We start from the raw sequence: 17889 nt of genomic DNA, 5'->3' as shown, positions 1-17889 counted from the left end.
GATACCGAGTCACTCGGAATATTCGGAGTCACTCGGTGCGACTGCCGAGTTACTCCATTCCGTTCGGGACGACTCCGTCCGGCACGACGCCGTGACCCGGCCCGGAGATGTCGATGGTCGGTCCTCCGTCCGTCGGAATCACGTCCTCCGCGATGAGGAGGTTGCCGTCCAAATCGACGTGCGAGAACGACCCGATTCCGGAAACGAGGTGTGCGCTGGCGTGAATCCCGACGGCGCTTTCGAGCATGCATCCCACCATCAACTCGATGTTCGCGGCCTCGGCGATGGCGGCGATGTCCCGCGCGGCGAGGAGTCCCGACTTGCCGAGTTTTACGTTTATCACGTCCGCCGCCTCCTCGCGGACGATTCGAACCGCGTCCTCGGGCGTGAACACCGCTTCGTCGGCCGCGACGGGAACCGATACGGCGTCCCGCGCCCGTGCGAGTCCGACCACGTCCGTCGCGGGGGTCGGCTGTTCGACCAGCGAGAGCGGAATCCCGCGCGATTCGAGTTCGTCCGCGAACGCGGCGGTTTCCGTGGGCGTCCACCCCTGATTCGCGTCCACCGTCAGTTCCGCGTCGGGTGCGCCCTCGTGCACGGCGGCGACGCGGGCGACGTCGTCCGCGACGGTCGTTCCCGTCTTCACCTTCAGGTCGTCGAACCCGCGTTCGGCGGCCCTCGACGCGCCGTCCCGCGCCTCTTTCGGCGGCATGATGCCGATGGTGAAATCCGTCGTCACGGGATCCGGCGACCCGCCGAACAGTTCCGAGAGGGCCATCCCCCGCTCGCGGCAGTAGGCGTCGAGAATCGCGGTTTCGACCGCGAACAGCGCCGACACCATGCCCGGAAACGCGTTCCGTACCTCGGCAACGAGGCCGCGATAGTCGGTGAGCGATTTTCCTTCGAGTAATTCCGTCGCGGCGCGAGCCGTTGCGAGCGCCGCCTCCTGCGTCTCGCCCGTCACCGGCGTCAGGGGCGAGCCTTCGCCGTAGCCGGTCTCGTTCTCGGTTTCGACCGTGACCAGCACGTTGCTCGCGCGGCGTTGCGCGCCGAGGGAGATTTCGAACGGTTCGTGCAGCGGCAGGTCGAGCGGTTCGACCGTCGCGTGTTCGATTCGCATCACAGCGCCTCGCGAACCATCGCGAGGAGGTCGTCCGCTCCCCCTTCGTCGTAGACGTTGGCCGCCGGAACGGCGTAGTCGATTTCGAGGGGGTCGGCCCACGTCGAGACGGCGGCGACCGTCGCGTCCGAGAGTTTCTCCACGAGGTGTCGTTCGGCCTCCACGCCCGCGACCGGCCACTGGTGGAAGTGGGTCCGGTCATCGCGGTCGGGGTCATCGACCAGCACGACCGCGTCGGGCCACGCGCCGTGGAGGAGTCCGAGCGTGACGCTCGAATAGGCACGATGCGTGAGCGACGCTTGGCCCTCCACGAAGACGATGTCGTGGTCCTCGGCGACGGCGGACACGAGGTCTTCGACGACGCCCGCGGTGAAGTCCGCCGGAACGCGGTCGATGACGACGCCGCGGTGCGCGCCGACCATGATTCCCGTTTGTCCGGTCGCGACCCACCCGGCGTTCAGTCCGGCGCGCTCGGCGGCCCGATAGAGTTCGAACGTCGTGGTTCGCTTTCCGACCGCACAGTCCGTCCCGGCGGTCAACACGATTTCCGCGCCCGCCTCGTCCACGCTGCCGTCGCCGACGCGAAGGTCCTCCTCGCCCGGCGGCTTTCGCACGTCGAAGAGGGTGACGTCGTGTTCGTCCGCGAGACGCTTCCACCGGTCCCGTTCGGAGAGGAAGACGTGCAGTCCGGAGACGATGTCCAGTCCCGCGCGGATGGCCTCCTCGATATCGCTCACCCATTCGTCGGGCAGTTCGCCGCCGGCGGGAGCGACCCCGATAACGAGGGCTTCGGCGTCGGGAGCGCGTTCGAGCGCGTCCTCGGTCGAGGGGACTATCGGAACGTCGGTGACGTCCGCGCGTCCGAGAACGTCACTCGTCGCTTCGTCGGCGTGCGTCGAGTCGATGACGGCCTGCGCGTCGAACAGTTCGCTGTGCATGACGACGCCGTTGGCCGTCTTTCCGTCCATCGTTCCGAACGCACCCTCGGCGAGAACGAGCGCTGGCGCGGGGGCGTCGAACGCGTCCCGGAGATTCATGTGCTACACAGGCGCACTGTCGATCAAAACAATGCCCCCTTTCATGGAAGGGTGGCCGACGCCCGGTCTCGATTTTGACACGACGGTCTGACAGCATCTGTCACTCCCACAGCCATACACTTTTGCACACATCATCCGTGTGTCACACCAGATGACCACGCCGGAGCACGCTGGCCTCCGAGTCACGCTCGACATCTGGCACCCCGACTGCTGGACGCTCGAAGTCACCGAGGGGCGGGCGGCGGGCCTCCTCGGCCACGGCGTCCACACCATCGACGGACTGGCGACCGGCCGGTTCACGGTCTACGGCAACACGCGCGAGGAGGTGGACGAACTCGTGGAGGCGATTCGGGAGTCGGACCTGACCGACTCGGTGTGGGAAACCGACCACCCGCACGCGACCGAGGATTCGCTGGCCTTCGGGAGCGCGAGTTGCGGCATCGTCGTCCACTACGACCTCGGGAACAGCATCAACGACGCGCTGGTCTCGCGCGGGTTCATCCCGGACGAACCGGTGCGGATGTACGGCGGGCGCGAATACTGGACCGTCATCGTCGAGGTGGACAAGGACGAACTCCACGACCGAATCGAGGCGGTCTGCGAGGAGATGGACGCCGATATCCGCGTTCGCCACGTCGCAACCGCCGAGACCGGCGCGGGCGTCCTCCGCACCGACGACCTCTCGGAACGCCAGCGCGAGGTGTTCGAACTCGCCCGCCGCCGCGGGTACTACGACTGGCCGCGGCACGTGACGGCGTCCGAACTGGCCGACGAGATGGACGTGTCCAAAACCACGCTCCTCGAACACCTGCGGAAGGCCGAAGCGAAACTGCTCGGGTAAGTTTCTACGTTTCTCGCTAACTGAACGAACGACGTGGCGTGCGCTGGCGAGACGACGCGGCCATACTCGGCCGCGTCGTCTCGCTGAAGTCGCGCGAGGGACGACCGGAGGAGCGAAGCGGGGGAGGGAGTCGGATGGGGAGGGTGTGGCTGATGCGGTGCTGTGCGGTCGATCTGTCTGGGAGGACTGAAAGGGGCCGCCTGCTCGCGCTTGTGTGGTTGCTGTGCGGGCAACTATTCTGGCCGACCGTGGCGGAGAGGCCAGAATATCTCGCATCAGCAACCGCGAGCGGGCGGGGGCTTTCGATGGCTGCTTCTCGGTGATTACAATCACAAAAATATCAAACCCAGTTCGTAGCGAGCAGGCGGGGGCTTTCGAGGTCCGCTTCCCAATAGCTGCGATTCAGTCGTTCTCGACTACAATTCGTAACGAACGTGACGGCGTTTTCCGAAAAAATACTCCCTGTCCTCGCAACCCTGTTCCTCCGAACCTTTATACGTGATACCGGGACCAAACCGGTCAGTGACCGACGAATCGCTACGCAGTCCTTCGCTGAAACCCTCCCTAGAAGAACTTGAACAGGTCGTCGCGCTTTTGCTCGTGCAGGTGGGTCTTCACGGCCTCGTTCAGCGCGTCGATACTGCCGCGCTTGGCGCTGATGGGGGCGATGGTGTCCTGCCACTGCTTCCACGGCGGATGAAGACCGAGGCGGTCACAGAGGTCGTCCAGTCGCTCGTCCTCGTCGTCGACCTTGTCCATCTTGTTCACCGCGACGACGACGGGGATTCCCATCTCGCGGAGGAAGTAGAACATCTCCACGTCGTGCGGAATTTCGTCCTCGCCGGAGTGGCGGTCGATGATGTCCACGGCGCTCTTCCCGTCCACGACGAGGACGCCGACCAGCACCTTCTCGGCGTTCTCCTCGATGTACTGCACGATGTCGGTCTTTATCCGCTCGCGCCGGTCCTCCTCGACGCCGGACATGAAGCCGAACCCGGGCAGGTCCGTGAGCATGAAATCCTCGCTGGCCCAATCGAAGTGATTGGGTTGACGCGTGACGCCGGGTTTGCCACCCGTCTCGAAACTGTGGCCCGTCAACTCGCGCATGAGCGTGGATTTGCCGACGTTCGAGCGCCCGACGAAAATCACCTCTGCACCCCTGCCGGGTCGATTTTCGAACATAGTCGTCCGTTGGCGCCTCCACGCTTAACCGCCGTGGTTTCCCGCGCCGAGAGAGTCGATGCGTTCACTCCACCTGCTTCGGTGAAATCCGACCTCGAATTCCGAGCTATCGGCCCGCGATTATTTCAATCTGTACGACCCATCGGACGATGTGCGACTCGTACAGGTATCTATCCCGACGGGCGAGCGAGAAACCGTCGTCGACGCGCTCGAATCCGAAGGAATCGATTTCTTTCTCACCGACGAGACGGGTGGGCGGAAATACGCCGCGCTCGCGACGTTTCCGCTCCCGCAGAACGCCGTCCAACCCGTCATCGACAAACTCCACGATGCGGGCTTGAGCGACGAGGCTCACACGGTCATCATCGACGCCGAGACGGACACGTCCCGCCAGTTCGAACAACTGGCGAAACGATACGAAGCGGAGAACGGCGGCGACCGAATTGCACGCGACGAAATTCTGACCGAAGCGCGCGAACTCTCCCCGCGCTTTCGAACGTTCGTGTTCATGACCGTGGTGAGCGCCGTCGTCGCAACCGCGGGGTTGCTCCTCGACTCCCCGGCGGTCGTCGTGGGTTCGATGGTCATCGCGCCGTTGGTCGGCCCGGCGCTCTCGACCGGCGTGGGGACGGTCTTGGACGAAACCGACCTGTTCCGCCGCGGCGTCAAACTGCAACTCCTCGGCATGGTCGTCGCCATCGGCAGCGCGACCGTCTTTGCATTCCTCGTGAGAACGCTCTATCTCTTCCCGCCGAACACGGATATCACGCAGCTATCACAGATAAGTGGCCGATTGACCCCGGATTTCCTCTCGCTCATCGTCGCACTCGGTGCGGGTGCGGCGGGCGTCATCAGCCTCGCCGCGGGCGTGTCCGTCGCCCTCGTCGGGGTTATGATCGCGGCGGCGCTCATCCCGCCCGCCGCCGCCGTCGGCGTCGGTATCGCGTGGGGGATGCCGATAGTCGCGTTGAGTGCCGGGGTCCTCGTTCTCGTCAACGTCCTTTCCATCAACCTCTCGGCCATCGTGACGCTCCAGTACATGGGCTACCGGCCGAAGAGTTGGTTCAAGACCGAACGCTCCCGCGAGGAAACCGTCAAACGAATCGGCGCGCTGGTCGTCGGTATCGCCGCCCTCTCCGTGTTCCTCGGCGGCGTCACCTACTTCTCCTATCAGGGGTCGCAGTTCGAGGACGGTGCGGACGCGGCAGTGACTCACGTCTTCGACCAGTCTCAGTACCAGCAGGCCGAAAAGCTCCAAATGCAGGTTCAGTACCGCCAGACCTTCCCGCTCGGCAAGAGCGCTTACACGCAAAACCTCCCGTTCCGCGAACCCCATCGCGTCGTCGTCACCGTCGGTCGACCGAGCGACGAGCGGTATCCCCATCTCGCCAATCGCATCCACGACCGAATCGAACGGCAGACGGGTCGCGCGATCGCGGTTCAAATCCGATACGTCGAAACGGACAGCGTTTCTGCGTAAACGGTTTCGAGTTTTCTGACCCGCTTTATCCGTCGAACGGCAGTTCGGGTTCGTAGCCGATGGCTTCGACGGCCGCATCGAGCGTCCCCGTGACGTTCTCGTCCTCCTCGATGCTCATGTACTCGTCCGCCTCCACGTCGGTCGAGAGGTCGGACTTGTTGCAGACGGTGAGGAGGGGCACGTCGCCGAACTCCGCTTCGACCGAATCACGCAGTTCGAGTTGCGCGTCGAGCGGATAACCACAGTACGCGCTCGGGTCGACGAAGAACAGGATGCAGTCGGCGAGGTGCGTGAGCGCCGACACCGCCTGCGATTCGATGGTGTTTCGCTCGTCTGCGGGTCGGTCGAGGAGCCCCGGCGTATCCACGATTTGGTAGCGGATGTGGTCGCGCTCGAAGTGACCGACGTGAATCCCCTTCGTGGTGAAGGGATACTCCGCGATTTCGTTGCGGGCGTTGGTTATCGTGTTGACGAACGACGACTTTCCGACGTTGGGATAGCCGGCGACGACCACCGTCGGGTCGGCGGGGTCGATGTCCGGGAGGTCCCGGAGGTCGTTGCGTGCCGCGTTGATTCGGTCGAGGTCGTCTTCGACTTCCTCCACGATGGACGCGAGGCGGGCGAACCCCTGTTTTCGCACCTTCCGGGCGTAGTTGATGTCGCCTCGGAGTTTGCCCTGGTACTCGCGGCCGATGTCCTTCGTCTTGCGGGAGGCCCACTGGATTTCGGACAGGCTCTTTCGGACCTCGTCGACGTTCACGACGGCGTCGGCCAGTTCGTAATAGAACGGGTCCACCTCCTCGAAGTCCGGCCACGCGGTGACGACGTTCTGCATATTGTCCGACAGGATGTTCGAGGCGGTTTGGAGCATGGACTGTTGGGCCTGAATGCCGCTTTTGGCCCGCCCGGCCCGTGTTGCCCGCGAGAACGCCTTGTCGATGAGTTCCTCCGACGTGGGCGTTGTCGGTAGGGTCTCGAAAATCATGGAGATTCGTATGCCCTCCCTCCTTAAAAGGGCGTTCATACCGTCGTGCGAGCGGATTCCGGCGAGAGACTTTTGTTTTCTGCCTGCCAACGTATTTACTCATGACTAACTGGTACGCGGTTTTCGTCGGGTTCGTCGTCTCCGTCCTCGCCGGTATCGTGGCGTTCGCCCTCCCCGGAATCGGACACGTCGCCGCGGGACTCGCCGGTGGCTTCGCCGCGGGATACGTCGCCGGCGGCGGACTTGGAAGCGGTTTCTGGCACGGCCTGCTCGCCGGGTCCATCGGCGGCGTCGTCGTCGCCCTGTTTCTCGGACTGGGCGGCACCATCATCGGCGGACTCGCGGGCGGCCCCGTCGGGTCGCTGTTCGGCGGCCTCGGCCTGTTCCTCGTGGCCGTCTTCGTCGCCCTCGTTCTGGCGCTCGATAGCGCCATCGGCGGTGCCATCGGCGGCGTGCTGAAAGGGTGATTGGGTCGAGTTCGGCGGCGACGCGAACGTGGCCGGTGCGAGGGTAAGGAAACCGTTCTCGATTCGCGCGTGCTACGATGTGGAGAAAATAAGTACGGGACCGATGTAATCGGTCCCGAGTATTTCGTTGACGACGATCCTCGGTCGATTATTCGGCGGTTTGTTCGGGTACAGCACCGAGCTGTTCGAGCATCCCGAGAGCGTCGAAATTGCCCCACATCTCGGTGATTTTCCCGTCTTCGATGCGCATTTCGACCATTCCGGTCACGTCAACTTCCTTTCCGGTCGGCTCGACTCCCATGATCTCCCCTTCCTGTGTGCCGCGTAATCTCCACCGATACATCACCGTGTCATCTTGCGTGATGATGCTCTCGATGGATTCGTGGTAGTCCGGGAACGCAGTCCGGTTCATCTCGATGAATCTCTTGTATTCATCTCGACCGACCACGTCCGCCGCGGCCGGGTCGTGGCGCACGAAATCCTCGGCGACATATTCGTCGGCCGCCTCGAGCTTCCCATCGTTGAACGCTCGGTCGACGAATTGCCGGACGATTTCGGTATTCTCGAATGTTTGTGGCATTTTCCCTCCCCCAGAAGGACACACGTCATAGATACGCATAGACGTTATTGAAACAGAATATTCAGGTCAGAACGGTACCTCCTCAAAATTGCAAGATCCTGCTGGGGAAACTCGTACAACTGATTCTCAACGATACTATAGTTCGCCACCTCCTCTCACGGGCACCGATCAGAATACTTCGAATCGGAACGGTCCTTCGGGAGTGATTTTTACGGGGAGCACGAAAAATCGAACATGGCGAACATCGACGCCGACACGATACTTCCGTCCGAACACATCCAACGAGCGGTCACGACGGGCCGCGTTTCGCAACTCCACCGCGGCAACCCGTACGCCGAGGAAGGTGACACCTTCGACATCGACGGCGAAACGTTCGAAGTCGTCGAAGTGACCGAGCGAAAACTGGGCGACCTGACGGACGAGGACGCACGGGCCGAAGGGTCGGAGGATTTGGCGGCCTACCGCGAACGCTTGAATCACGCCCACGACGACTTCGAATGGGACGACGACGCGACGGTGTACAGACACCGGTTCGAACGCGTCGAGTGAGAACGGCGGGCGGGGCGAACGGACGAGACGGAGACTGGGACGAGACGGGCGACCTTTTTATCGACGGATGCGAATTCACGACCGATGCTGAATCTGGCGGTCGCGTACCGGAAGGAGACGTTCGAGCGCATCCGCGACCCGCTCGAAGAACGCGGAATCAGGATCCGTCACGTCCCGAGCGAGGCGCGGACGTTCGACCTCGCGGACCCGCCGTGGGGTCCCGACGAGTTCGACGTCGGGTTCGTCTATCCCTCCCGGATGATGGAAGGTGGAATCGTCGACGGCCTGCTCTCGGTCCCGTGGGTAAACGACCGCGAGGCAGTCCTCACCTCGCGAAACAAAGGTGGAGTCATCGCCCGACTCGGACGGGCGGGAATTTCGGTTCCGAAGACGGTGGTCGTCTCGAACCCGGTCGACGAGGACGAACTCGTGGACGCCTTCGAGGCGTTCGACCCGCCGGTCGTGGTGAAACCCAACTCCACGACGCGGGGAACGGGAATCGCGAAAGTCGATGATTTAGACTCGTTTCTCGGCGTGATCGACTACCTGAATCTCGTCCACGATTACCGCGCGACGGGGGACAAATCGTTCCTCGTGCAGGAGTATCTCCCGAAGGCGGTCGATTATCGCGCGATGGTCGTGGACGGCGAGTACGTGGGTGCGGTCGAACGGCGACTCCCGGACGACGCGCTAGCCGCCGGTCGCTGGAAACACAACGTCCATCGCGGTGCCGAGGCGCGGGGCGTCCGCCTATCTGGAAAGTTCAGGGACGTCGCGGAACGGACGGCCGAAACGCTCGGGATTCCGTTCTGTGGCGTGGATCTCCTCGCCGTCGGGGATCGAGTGTTCGTCAACGAGACGAACGCACGACCGACGATAGACATTGAAACGAAGTACGAAAATGGGTTGTACGACCGCCTCGCCGAACTCGTTCGGGCTACTCGACGCTGATGTTCGCTGATTCGTCGGTCTTCTCGAACGTGACTTCGAGAACGCCGTTGTTGTAGGTCGCTTTCGCGGAACTCTCGTCCACGCGCGCCGGGAGCGTGATGCGCTCGTCGTACTCGCGGTGGTCGCTTGCGGCGCTGATGGTCATCGATTCGCCGTCGCATTTGAGGTCGATGTCGTTCTTCTCGACGCCGGGGAGGTCGGCGATGACGCGGACCAACTCGTCGTCCTCGTGGATGTCGACGTGCGTGTCGGCACCGAACCCGGTCGCGCCGGTATCGACCTGCATATCGACGTTGCCGCCCATCATGTCGTTCATCATGCGTTCTATCTCACGAAAGAGGTCGTCGAAGGGGTCGTCGCGATCGTCTCGTCGCATACCTGAGGCTAAGCCCTTCCGGGGCAAAAGGCTTTGGACAGGCATCAACCGTGCCGTTTCCGGCGTGGGGGACATGTATGAATGAACGACGTTCCGGAACGTTGATCCCGAATTCCGCCGTAAAAAATCAGCTATCGACGATTGCGCTGTTTAGTCGTCCTGGTACTGGGCGTTGAAGTTCTGCGCGTTCGACCACGCGACCTGTGCGTTGTCGTTGCTCTGGTAGCTCGCTTGAACCGCGTACGCGTCGCCGGAGGAAGCGCTGCCACTACCGAGGTTACCCGCGGCCGAAACCGCGTAGTTGTCGTCCTGTTCGTTATAGTTCCCCTGCGCGACGAACTGGTCTTGGTCGACGTGCGAACTCGCGTACTGACCGTTCACTTGTACTTGGTTGTCGTCGGCGTATGCCGCCGCGTTACCTGCGAATCCGACCGCGAACAAACTACCCACGATGGTCATCGCGAGCAGGATCTTGAGTGACTTTCTCATGTATTTCTCTCCGGGCGGGAGAGACCGTTGCTGGACAGCACCGCGACGGTGTGTCCACCCCACCCATCGCGCACCATCGGGGGAACGGTAAATGAACGCCGGGTATCGTTGAGTCAGTTCGCACCATTCGAAAACGGTTGAACGGGAGGCTACTCGCCGGTAACGATGAAAATCGGGGACGTGGGGCTTCCTTCCCGACTACGTCGGACCGACGTAACCCGTCTGGACTCGTTCATGAACGATGGAATCCGTCGATACGGCGCGGAGATTCCGAACGGGATTTGATCACTGCTAACGACTGTCACGACGTTTGACGCGACTTTCCGCCCGCTCGTACCGACGATATCGTCGTTACTCGGCCACCCGTACGAACCCCCCGGCGCTCTTCTCGCCGAAAAAACGAACCCTACCGAAATACCGGTAATTAGAAGCCAATTCCGAGCGCGTCGTTCGTCGTCTCGATGCTCTCTTCGGCATCGGCGGCGTTCGTCACCGCGCGGATGGCGTCCACGTTCTCGGGAATCACGTCGCTCTCCTGGTGGATGGCTTGGAAGAGGTAGAGATCGTTTCCTTCCATCGATACCGATTCGCCCCACACGCAGTTCTCCCAGAAGTCTCCACGCGGGCGACCCCTGTCCATGGCGAACTCCTTCAGTTTGCCCGCGCCGTCGATGTTCATGTGTTCCGAAATCACGAACAGGCGCGACTGGCTTTCGAGCAGTTCGCGCACCTCCTCTGCGTCCGGTTCGGCTTCGAGCGAGACGTTGATGCTGTGCATGTGCATCAGCGTTGCCGGAACCTTCAGTCCGAGCGTGTCGATGGCGAGGTCCGGGAAGATGGTCTTCACGTCCGGGCCGTGATGCGACGGCAGCGACACCGGGTTCGGCACGATGTCGTTGATGGGACCCCGACCCGTCTGGGCCGGGTCGCCGCCGCGGCGGACGAGGGTCGCACGGACCTTCTCGACGCCGTACTCCTCGCGCAGCGGCGCGACGAGTCGTGAGAGTCCGGTCGTGTTACACGAGACGACACGAACGTGCTGTGCGCCGACCGATTTCTCGTAGTTCGCACGCGCGTTGAAACTCGCGTCGCCGACGCTCGCGTCCTCGCCGCCCTGATACAGCGCGGGCGTGTCGTACTCGTCGTACAGCGATTTGTTGTCCGCGCCGATGCCGGACGGGCAGGCGTCAACGACCACGTCCGCCCGCTCGACCATTTCGTCCACCATCCCCGCGAGTTCGATACCCGCCTCCTCGAACTGGTCCGCCCGCTCTTCGATTGCGGCGTACAGTGGATAGCCGTTCTCGACGGCCCCTTCGGCCTCGAAGTTGGGCCGGGTTTTTGCGACACCGACGACTTCCATGTCCGGTTGCGCCCGGACGGCGTCAGCGACTCGTTTCCCGATAGTCCCGTACCCGTTAATGCCGACCTGTAGCATGTACACCTGCGGGTCCAACCCCCGCGACTAAAACGGTTTCGAGCGACGATGCGACAAAACAACTCGATAGCGAGTAATTCGGTGGTTTTCGGGGGAATTCACGTCTCGGAGAACCGAGGTTTTCCGCTCCCATTCGCACCGAAAGGGAACACCTAACCGCTCCGGAACGTAACCGCCCAACCATGAGCATGGACGACGCTGCGAGGACGGCCGTCGAGCAGTGTATGGCGCTCGAAGCCGACGAGTCGTGTGCGATAATCACGGACGACAAGCGCTGGGACATCGGCAAGGCGCTGTACGACACCGCCAGCGGGGTAACCGACGACGTCACCATCACGCGTTATCCGGTCGGAAACCAACACGGGGAGGAACCGCCAGCGGCCGTGGCCGCTGCGATGGCCGCCGCCGACGTCGTCCTCGCGCCGACGACGAAGAGCCTCAGTCACACCCGCGCCCGTGGAAACGCGAACGAGGAGGGCGCGCGAATCGCCACCCTTCCCGGCATCACGAAGGAAGTGATGGTCACCGGTCTCGCCGCCAACTACGAGGCCATCAACCGGCACTGCAAGGACGTCCTCGCACAGGTCGAGGGTGCCGAGGAAATCCGCGTCACGACCGAGGCGGGTACCGACATCACCTTCGAACCCGGCGACCGCGAGTGGTTCGACGACACCGGCCTCTGTCACGACCCCGGCGACTTCACCAACCTCCCCGCGGGCGAGGTGTTCGTCAGCCCCGAGAACGCGAACGGCAAATACGTCGTGGACGGCACCATGCGCCCCCACGGCCTCCTCGACGACGGCCAGACCCTCGAATTCGAAGTCGAGGACGGCTACGTCACCGAAATCAGCGACAACGAAATCCGCGAGCAGGTCGAGACGGCGGCCGAGGAAGTCGGGCGGGACGCCTACAACCTCGCCGAACTCGGCATCGGAACGAACGTCGCCGTGTCCGAACTCGTCGGCTCCGTCCTGCTGGACGAGAAGGCGGGCGGCACGGTCCACATCGCCATCGGCGACGATGCTGGCATCGGCGGCGACACGGACGCCCCGCTTCACTTGGATGGCATCGTTCGGGACCCGACGGTGTACGCCGACGGCGAGGAAGTCGAACTGCCACGACCGTAGAATCCGATTTACAGCATGCAAATCGTCCACGGAACCGAAGTCCACGGCGTCGAAGTAGACGCAGAGACGCGCTGTTCGCACTACGACAGCGAGTGCGACGTGATCGCCATTCGGTTGCCGTGTTGTGACGAATACTATCCCTGTTTCCGGTGTCACGACGCGGTTGCCGACCATGCACGGGAGACGTGGGCCGAAAATCGGCGGGACGCGGAGGCGGTGCTGTGCGGTGTGTGCGGTACAGAGCTGACGATTGCGGAGTATTTGGAGTGTGATTCGAAGTGTCCCGAATGCGACGCCGAATTCAATCCGGGGTGTGCGAACCACTACGAGTTGTACTTCGACGGGTGAGTTCGGGTCGAATCCGTCACGTCGGATGCTCGATGGATACGGTAACCGTTTCACTCACCACAAAAGCATTAATTCGTGCTGGCTGAATGGTTGGTATGAATCGCCGTGCCCTCCTCGCAGGACTCGCCGTCCCGCTCGTCGGCGGGACTGCTGTCGTCGCTCAACGGTTCGATTATCGCCGCGACAAGAAGTTCTCCATCCGAACTGAACCACCGATAACGGGTTATCGGTTCGAACTCGTGGACTTTGATGAGCGCTATGCCTCCGGAGACATGCCGGATGACTCCCTCTCCAATCACGCGAACGTCGAGTTCGATTCGGCTGACGGTCGCATTCGAGTTGGTGGCCGGATTCCAAGCGGCAGTCGTTCGTGCATGGAAACTGAACTCAGGACGGTTCGGTACGTCGAATCGTCCGATACCCTCATCGTCGCCGTCTTCGATGACTACATTCACCACGATACCTGCAATTTGGAACTGGGACCCATCCTGTATGTCACTGATGTCCGATTTGAATCGAGCCTCCCATCTCGGGTTGTCGTCAAGCACGTCACGGATGACGACGGCGTCGTCTACGAGAAACCGTTCAGCAACGATAATCGAAACTGAACGACAGTCGTCCGATTTCCGCCTTCGTCCAACTCCACGCACTTTTACGGCCTGACTTCCTACACCGCTCCATGAGCGATACAGCGGAACGCGTGGCAGTCGTCTGCCCATCCTGTTCCCCCGATTTGGAGACGGTTCACGAAGTCCTCAAGCCGGGCGGACAGGCGACGGTGCGATGTACGGAGTGCGACCACGTTCACAAGACGAAAATAGAGGAGGAGAAGACCGAGGAGATAGACGTCGTCGTCTCGCAGGACGGCGAGTCGTTCACCGCGAAGGCCGACGTGCCGGTGGAAGAGACGCTCGCCGTCGGCGAGGAGTTCGTCCTCGAAACCGACGAGGCAATCTTCGTCGTCAGGATCACCAGCCTCGAACAGGACGGGGACCGCCGAGTAGAAGAGTCGTTGGCTCCCGACGTGGAAACCATCTGGACGCGCGCCGTGGACAACGTCAGCGTCAACGTCACGATTCACCCCAACGACGGCCGTCGGGACAACTCCCGTGGCATCAAGGTGAGCATCCCCGGCGACTACGAGTTCGTCGTCGGCGAAACCGAGGAACTGGCGAACGAGGAGTTCACCATCGACGGCATCCTCGTCACGGACGACGCGTCCGGTTACGACCACGACCGACTGGACTTCGACGGGGACGCCGTCCTCGCCAAGGACGTGAAGCGAATCTACGCCGAGGACGAGGGTTCGACGGCGTGGTCGGCGTGGTAGGCCGACCGTCCTGCACGTAGCTTTTTTCGACTCGCGGCCGTCGATTCCGCATGGACTATCGCGAACTGTGCTTGCTGTGGGCCGCCCGGGAGACGGGTATCGTCGACGCCGTCATGTTTCACGCCGGAACGCCCGAGGAGGTCGCCGCCGAAACCGACGTTACCGAGCGGTCGGCCCGAATCACGCTCTCCGCGATGGCCGAGTTGGGGTTCCTCGAAACGGTCGATGGCGAGTATGAGGCGACCAACCGTGCGCTCGGCTTGTTTGCTAAAACCGACGTGCGCTCTATCGGAACGGTGCCACACCAGATGGACTGCCTCGACCGCTGGTTTTCGCTCCCCGAGACGATGCGAACCGGGACGCCTCCCGAACACTCCGACTCGTGGACGACGAACTTCATGGGCGCGATGGCGACGGTCGATGAGACGACGGTTCGTTCCGCCGTGACCGAAGCGGTCCACGAATACCCGGAGGCGGAACGCGTCCTCGACATCGGCGGGGGTCCCGGGAGTTTCTCCACCGAGTTCGCCCGCCGCGGCTACGACGTGACGCTGTTGGACCGACCGGACGTCATCGACATCGACCGGAAGTTCCTCGAACGCGAACCCGTCGCGCTCGTCTCCGGCGACGCGACCGACGACCTCCCGACCGGGTTCGACCTCGCGTTCTGCGCGCGGGTCGCACACGCCCTCGGCCCGGAGGAGAACCGCGAACTCGTGGCGAACGTCTACGACGCGCTCGACCCCGGCGGCGTCGCGGTTTTCATCGACCACGTTCGAGGACGCACCGACGGCGCGGCGATGTTCGGCGCACACATGCTCGCTGTGACCGAAAACGGGGATACTTACACCGCCGATCAGTTCCGCGAGTGGTTCGACGACGCCGGGTTCGAGACGTTCGAAATTCGGGACGTTCCGGGCACGAATCAGCAAGCAGTCGTCGGGCACAGGCCGCGCCATTGAAGAACGTCGGTGCCCAATCCGAATCCATGGAACCGGCGGCGCTGCGCGACGATATGGTCGCCAGCCTCGAACACGAACTGAAGGGGGGACTCGTCAGGAGCGAGTCCGTCAGCCTCGCGCTTCGGACGGTCCCCCGTCACGAATTCGTCCCCCTCGAAGCCAGCGACGGCGCCTACTCGGACCAGTCGTTCGACCACCGAGGGACGCGAATTCTGGCCCCGAGTACGGTCGCCCGACTGCTGGAAGCCCTCGACGTTCGCGAGACGGATTCCGTCCTCGTCGTCGGTGCCGGCGTCGGGTACACGTCGGCGGTGCTGGCCGAAGTCGTCGGCGAGGAGAACGTCCACGCGGTCGATATCACGCGGACAATCGTCTACGAAGCCCGGCAAAACCTCTCTTCTGCTGGTTACGGCGGCGTCTTCGTGGACTGTCGCGACGGTGCCGACGGTCTGCCCGAATACGCCCCGTTCGACCGCATCCTCGTGGAAGCGGCGGTCATCGAACCGCCGCGGACCCTCGTCGAACAGTTGCGTTCGGACGGGCGGTTGGTCCTTCCCCTCGGCGGGGGGACACAGAAGTTGGCCGCCGTCGAACGAACTGCCGACGGTGCCCCCGAAATCGAACGGGAGTTCGGCACGCTTTCGCTCGCACCGCTCCTCGTGGACGGCGAGCAGTCTGACACGATCGAACGCAACCGCACCGACCGCGAGGACCGCGAGTTCGCCGAACGTCACGCCCAGACACGCCGTGGATGGGAACACGATTGGATAGACTGGGACGGCTACGGGTTGTAATCGTCGCGAGCTATCCTTCCCTGCCTTCCTCTTTCTTCTCTCTTACTCTACTTTACTCCCGATTTTCCCCTTCAGCGCGTCGAACGACCGCCAACCACGCTTCGACGCTATCGCCGTTCGACGGGTTTACCTCGTCGTGCCCGGCGTTGACTTCGAAGCGAGCAGGGTCGATGGATTCGACCGCCCAGCCGTCGGAAAACGCCGTTCGAAGCTCCCTCTCGCTGATTCGGCGAGGTCCCCACTCGCCCGGCTCTCGGTCGCTAAAGCAGAGAATGACGACGTGTCCGTCCGACGCAACGATACTCTCCAACGACGAAACGTAGGTTCGCCGGGTTTCGTCGTCGAAGACGTGAAACAGGCCGCAGTCGAGGACGACCCCGAACTCCTCGCCGAGGTCCGCAAGCGAAAGCGCGTCCTGCACTCGAAAGTCGATATTCCCCGCCACGTCGCGGGTTTTCGCCTTTTCTCTCGCCTTCTCGATGGCTCGTGGGGACGCGTCGACGCCGAGAACCGAATAGCCGCGGTCGGCGAGGAAGAACGAATTTTCCCCGGTTCCACAGCCGACATCGAGAATCGGTCTCTCGAACGATCCCGCGTCCGTCTCGAACAGGGAACGGATGGCCGACTGGGGTCGGCCGATGTCCCACGGCGGTGTTCCGGCGTACGCCTCGTCGAATCCGTCTTCGGGGGAACTCATCACGAGAATCGACGGACGGAACTCCCATAGGTTTCTAGGCCGTCGGCGCGGAGTAGGGAGGCGGCCGTGGACGGGTGTCGTCGGGAGTGTCAGTCGTCCCAACTGATGAGCGGGTCGCGCTCCGACTCGTGTAGCACGAACGGACCGATCGCTCCAGTTTCTTTCGCTATCGAGGCCGTTCGGAGGACGTAGGCGGTGAAGACGAAGAACGGGATCAACGCGAACGTGACGACGAGGGTGACCAGCCAGATGAGCAGAGGAACGGTGAGAAGCGAACCGGAGACGGTTGCCGGTTTCAGATAGAGTGCGCCGGCGACCAGCACGATCAGCGCCGGGATTCCGGCGAAGAGGATTCGACGCGAGAGGTTCACCAGTTCCCACTGGAGGTAGTGGGCCTTGAAGAACTCCTCCGCCGGACCGAACAGTTCGAGGATATCGACGACGTCGGCGAACGCCTCCTTTTGCTCCTCGTTCAAACTCTCCCGGTGTTCCCGAAACACCCGACGAATCATGTATATCTTCCACGAGTAGTTGTAATCGAGGGCGGCACGCATTATCGTGAACTCGCCGAACTGTGCATCTTCCAACCGGTCGTCGACACCATCGGCGCTCTCGGTGATCCGTTCGACCATTTGGCCGACCCGCTTTCGAAGCGTTCTATCGGGGTTTCCCTCGACGGAGTCCTGAACCGCGAGCGCCCGATCGACGCTCGTATTGATCAGCGTTTCGAGGAACCGATCCGGTTCCGGCGGACCGACCCATCGAAACTCCTCTTCGGACTCTTCGCGGAAATCCATCGACTTCTGCATTCGTTCGTTTTGCCGACCGAGCGATCCGAACTCCTGGGAGAGGACGAGTTGATTTATCGAGACGACGAGCGTCATTCCGGTGATAAGCACGCCGAGGAGGGTTTGAAATAGCGTTTCTATCGTGTCCCCGCGGCGAAACATCTCTGCGAAGGGGAGACCGAGCGCGCCGAGACTCAACAGCAGCACGAAGCAACTGACAGTCAGCACGCTCACGATGACCATCCGGTTGGCATCCAACAGAAACCACCCGACGGCCGAACCTCTCGCCGTCGGAGACGGGTTTTCGGGTCGATTCATGCACGGAAAAGAGTGGAGCCAACAACGTAG

21 protein-coding genes are annotated in these 17889 nt (G+C 62.6%); 11 read left to right on the top strand and 10 right to left on the bottom strand.

Going from position 1 to position 17889, the window contains the following annotated elements; all coding sequences use genetic code 11:
- Positions 1-49: 49 nt before the first annotated feature.
- Together LJF34_RS09790 and LJF34_RS09785 are read right to left on the bottom strand one after the other, a co-directional pair.
- Positions 50-1120 carry a dipeptide epimerase gene (locus tag LJF34_RS09790; protein ID WP_231184782.1) on the bottom strand — a complete coding sequence of 357 codons (1071 nt, stop codon included), beginning with the start codon at positions 1118-1120 and terminating at the stop codon, positions 50-52.
- The gene (locus tag LJF34_RS09785) at positions 1120-2157 is read right to left on the bottom strand and encodes a DUF1611 domain-containing protein (RefSeq protein ID WP_231184781.1); all 1038 of its coding nucleotides are present in this window, start codon (positions 2155-2157) and stop codon (positions 1120-1122) included. Before LJF34_RS09785 ends, LJF34_RS09790 begins: the two co-directional genes overlap by 1 nt.
- A 151-nt stretch (positions 2158-2308) precedes the next feature.
- Between LJF34_RS09785 and LJF34_RS09780 the strand changes: the two genes are divergently transcribed.
- Positions 2309-2998, top strand: coding sequence for a helix-turn-helix domain-containing protein (locus LJF34_RS09780; RefSeq protein WP_231184780.1), 690 nt, complete (start codon positions 2309-2311; stop codon positions 2996-2998).
- A gap of 564 nt (positions 2999-3562) precedes the next feature.
- Here LJF34_RS09780 and engB read toward each other — a convergent pair.
- Positions 3563-4180: a GTP-binding protein EngB gene (gene engB, locus LJF34_RS09775; RefSeq protein WP_231184779.1), complete on the bottom strand. Its 618-nt coding sequence runs from the start codon at positions 4178-4180 to the stop codon at positions 3563-3565.
- 151 nt (positions 4181-4331) lie between these two features.
- Between engB and LJF34_RS09770 the strand changes: the two genes are divergently transcribed.
- On the top strand, positions 4332-5660 hold the full coding sequence (locus LJF34_RS09770; protein ID WP_231184778.1) for a TIGR00341 family protein: 1329 nt from the start codon (positions 4332-4334) through the stop codon (positions 5658-5660).
- A 25-nt stretch (positions 5661-5685) separates the two neighbouring features.
- Here LJF34_RS09770 and LJF34_RS09765 read toward each other — a convergent pair whose 3' ends face one another.
- Positions 5686-6645, bottom strand: coding sequence for an NOG1 family protein (locus LJF34_RS09765; protein WP_231184777.1), 960 nt, complete (start codon positions 6643-6645; stop codon positions 5686-5688).
- Between the two features lie 101 nt (positions 6646-6746).
- Here LJF34_RS09765 and LJF34_RS09760 point away from each other — a divergent pair, with 101 nt between their 5' ends.
- Complete coding sequence (locus LJF34_RS09760; RefSeq protein ID WP_231184776.1) at positions 6747-7112, top strand: DUF5518 domain-containing protein; 366 nt, start codon at positions 6747-6749, stop codon at positions 7110-7112.
- A gap of 148 nt (positions 7113-7260) precedes the next feature.
- On the opposite strand, the gene LJF34_RS09755 is transcribed toward LJF34_RS09760, so the two are convergent.
- Positions 7261-7692: an ester cyclase gene (locus tag LJF34_RS09755; protein WP_231184775.1), complete on the bottom strand. Its 432-nt coding sequence runs from the start codon at positions 7690-7692 to the stop codon at positions 7261-7263.
- A gap of 234 nt (positions 7693-7926) precedes the next feature.
- Here LJF34_RS09755 and LJF34_RS09750 point away from each other — a divergent pair, with 234 nt between their 5' ends.
- Together LJF34_RS09750 and LJF34_RS09745 are read left to right on the top strand one after the other, a co-directional pair.
- Complete coding sequence (locus LJF34_RS09750; protein WP_231184774.1) at positions 7927-8241, top strand: ASCH domain-containing protein; 315 nt, start codon at positions 7927-7929, stop codon at positions 8239-8241.
- A gap of 84 nt (positions 8242-8325) precedes the next feature.
- Positions 8326-9192 (top strand): RimK family alpha-L-glutamate ligase, encoded by an 867-nt coding sequence (locus tag LJF34_RS09745; RefSeq protein WP_231184773.1) that lies wholly within the window; start codon positions 8326-8328, stop codon positions 9190-9192.
- Here the strand turns inward: LJF34_RS09745 and LJF34_RS09740 are convergent.
- The 3 genes from LJF34_RS09740 to LJF34_RS09730 all read right to left on the bottom strand — a co-directional run bounded on the left by LJF34_RS09740 (position 9179) and on the right by LJF34_RS09730 (position 11495).
- Positions 9179-9568, bottom strand: coding sequence for an Hsp20/alpha crystallin family protein (locus tag LJF34_RS09740; protein WP_231184772.1), 390 nt, complete (start codon positions 9566-9568; stop codon positions 9179-9181). The two genes, LJF34_RS09745 and LJF34_RS09740, sit on opposite strands and share 14 nt — an antisense overlap.
- A 150-nt stretch (positions 9569-9718) precedes the next feature.
- On the bottom strand, positions 9719-10057 hold the full coding sequence (locus LJF34_RS09735) for a hypothetical protein (protein WP_231184771.1): 339 nt from the start codon (positions 10055-10057) through the stop codon (positions 9719-9721).
- Positions 10058-10481: 424 nt separating this feature from the next.
- Entirely contained in the window at positions 10482-11495 is a 1014-nt protein-coding gene (locus LJF34_RS09730; protein ID WP_231184770.1) for a type II glyceraldehyde-3-phosphate dehydrogenase, read from the bottom strand.
- Positions 11496-11677: 182 nt separating this feature from the next.
- Between LJF34_RS09730 and LJF34_RS09725 the strand changes: the two genes are divergently transcribed.
- The 6 genes from LJF34_RS09725 to LJF34_RS09700 all read left to right on the top strand — a co-directional run bounded on the left by LJF34_RS09725 (position 11678) and on the right by LJF34_RS09700 (position 16056).
- A complete protein-coding gene (locus tag LJF34_RS09725) occupies positions 11678-12622 on the top strand; it encodes an aminopeptidase (RefSeq protein ID WP_231184769.1) in 945 nt (314 codons plus the stop codon).
- A 15-nt stretch (positions 12623-12637) separates the two neighbouring features.
- Positions 12638-12970 carry a CHY zinc finger protein gene (locus LJF34_RS09720; RefSeq protein WP_231184768.1) on the top strand — a complete coding sequence of 111 codons (333 nt, stop codon included), beginning with the start codon at positions 12638-12640 and terminating at the stop codon, positions 12968-12970.
- A 95-nt stretch (positions 12971-13065) separates the two neighbouring features.
- Positions 13066-13578, top strand: a complete 513-nt coding sequence (locus LJF34_RS09715; RefSeq protein WP_231184767.1) for a hypothetical protein — start codon at positions 13066-13068, stop codon at positions 13576-13578.
- A 71-nt stretch (positions 13579-13649) separates the two neighbouring features.
- Entirely contained in the window at positions 13650-14300 is a 651-nt protein-coding gene (locus LJF34_RS09710) for an HVO_0476 family zinc finger protein (protein ID WP_231184766.1), read from the top strand.
- A 50-nt stretch (positions 14301-14350) separates the two neighbouring features.
- Positions 14351-15262, top strand: a complete 912-nt coding sequence (locus LJF34_RS09705) for a class I SAM-dependent methyltransferase (protein WP_231184765.1) — start codon at positions 14351-14353, stop codon at positions 15260-15262.
- A gap of 26 nt (positions 15263-15288) precedes the next feature.
- Positions 15289-16056: a protein-L-isoaspartate O-methyltransferase gene (locus tag LJF34_RS09700; protein WP_231184764.1), complete on the top strand. Its 768-nt coding sequence runs from the start codon at positions 15289-15291 to the stop codon at positions 16054-16056.
- A gap of 52 nt (positions 16057-16108) precedes the next feature.
- Here LJF34_RS09700 and LJF34_RS09695 read toward each other — a convergent pair whose 3' ends face one another.
- Positions 16109-16753 carry a class I SAM-dependent methyltransferase gene (locus tag LJF34_RS09695; RefSeq protein ID WP_231184763.1) on the bottom strand — a complete coding sequence of 215 codons (645 nt, stop codon included), beginning with the start codon at positions 16751-16753 and terminating at the stop codon, positions 16109-16111.
- Between the two features lie 89 nt (positions 16754-16842).
- On the bottom strand, positions 16843-17859 hold the full coding sequence (locus LJF34_RS09690; protein WP_231184762.1) for a hypothetical protein: 1017 nt from the start codon (positions 17857-17859) through the stop codon (positions 16843-16845).
- Between the last annotated feature and the right edge of the window lie 30 nt (positions 17860-17889).

It is taken from the genome of Haladaptatus sp. DYF46 (genome assembly GCF_021083305.1).
GTDB lineage: Archaea > Halobacteriota > Halobacteria > Halobacteriales > Haladaptataceae > Haladaptatus.
This window is presented reverse-complemented; position numbering and strand designations above follow the sequence as displayed.

Bases quoted from the DNA above. Each gene is read 5' to 3' on its own strand.
- LJF34_RS09765 (WP_231184777.1), bottom strand. From the start codon at position 6,645: ATGATTTTCGAGACCCTACCGACAACGCCCACGTCGGAGGAACTCATC.
- LJF34_RS09720 (WP_231184768.1), top strand. From the start codon at position 12,638: ATGCAAATCGTCCACGGAACCGAAGTCCACGGCGTCGAAGTAGACGCA.
- LJF34_RS09760 (WP_231184776.1), top strand. From the start codon at position 6,747: ATGACTAACTGGTACGCGGTTTTCGTCGGGTTCGTCGTCTCCGTCCTC.
- LJF34_RS09730 (WP_231184770.1), bottom strand. From the start codon at position 11,495: ATGCTACAGGTCGGCATTAACGGGTACGGGACTATCGGGAAACGAGTC.
- LJF34_RS09755 (WP_231184775.1), bottom strand. From the start codon at position 7,692: ATGCCACAAACATTCGAGAATACCGAAATCGTCCGGCAATTCGTCGAC.
- LJF34_RS09790 (WP_231184782.1), bottom strand. From the start codon at position 1,120: ATGCGAATCGAACACGCGACGGTCGAACCGCTCGACCTGCCGCTGCAC.
- LJF34_RS09690 (WP_231184762.1), bottom strand. From the start codon at position 17,859: ATGAATCGACCCGAAAACCCGTCTCCGACGGCGAGAGGTTCGGCCGTC.
- LJF34_RS09710 (WP_231184766.1), top strand. From the start codon at position 13,650: ATGAGCGATACAGCGGAACGCGTGGCAGTCGTCTGCCCATCCTGTTCC.
- LJF34_RS09725 (WP_231184769.1), top strand. From the start codon at position 11,678: ATGAGCATGGACGACGCTGCGAGGACGGCCGTCGAGCAGTGTATGGCG.
- LJF34_RS09715 (WP_231184767.1), top strand. From the start codon at position 13,066: ATGAATCGCCGTGCCCTCCTCGCAGGACTCGCCGTCCCGCTCGTCGGC.
- LJF34_RS09780 (WP_231184780.1), top strand. From the start codon at position 2,309: ATGACCACGCCGGAGCACGCTGGCCTCCGAGTCACGCTCGACATCTGG.
- LJF34_RS09785 (WP_231184781.1), bottom strand. From the start codon at position 2,157: ATGAATCTCCGGGACGCGTTCGACGCCCCCGCGCCAGCGCTCGTTCTC.
- engB (WP_231184779.1), bottom strand. From the start codon at position 4,180: ATGTTCGAAAATCGACCCGGCAGGGGTGCAGAGGTGATTTTCGTCGGG.
- LJF34_RS09705 (WP_231184765.1), top strand. From the start codon at position 14,351: ATGGACTATCGCGAACTGTGCTTGCTGTGGGCCGCCCGGGAGACGGGT.
- LJF34_RS09745 (WP_231184773.1), top strand. From the start codon at position 8,326: ATGCTGAATCTGGCGGTCGCGTACCGGAAGGAGACGTTCGAGCGCATC.
- LJF34_RS09735 (WP_231184771.1), bottom strand. From the start codon at position 10,057: ATGAGAAAGTCACTCAAGATCCTGCTCGCGATGACCATCGTGGGTAGT.
- LJF34_RS09740 (WP_231184772.1), bottom strand. From the start codon at position 9,568: ATGCGACGAGACGATCGCGACGACCCCTTCGACGACCTCTTTCGTGAG.
- LJF34_RS09700 (WP_231184764.1), top strand. From the start codon at position 15,289: ATGGAACCGGCGGCGCTGCGCGACGATATGGTCGCCAGCCTCGAACAC.
- LJF34_RS09750 (WP_231184774.1), top strand. From the start codon at position 7,927: ATGGCGAACATCGACGCCGACACGATACTTCCGTCCGAACACATCCAA.
- LJF34_RS09695 (WP_231184763.1), bottom strand. From the start codon at position 16,753: ATGAGTTCCCCCGAAGACGGATTCGACGAGGCGTACGCCGGAACACCG.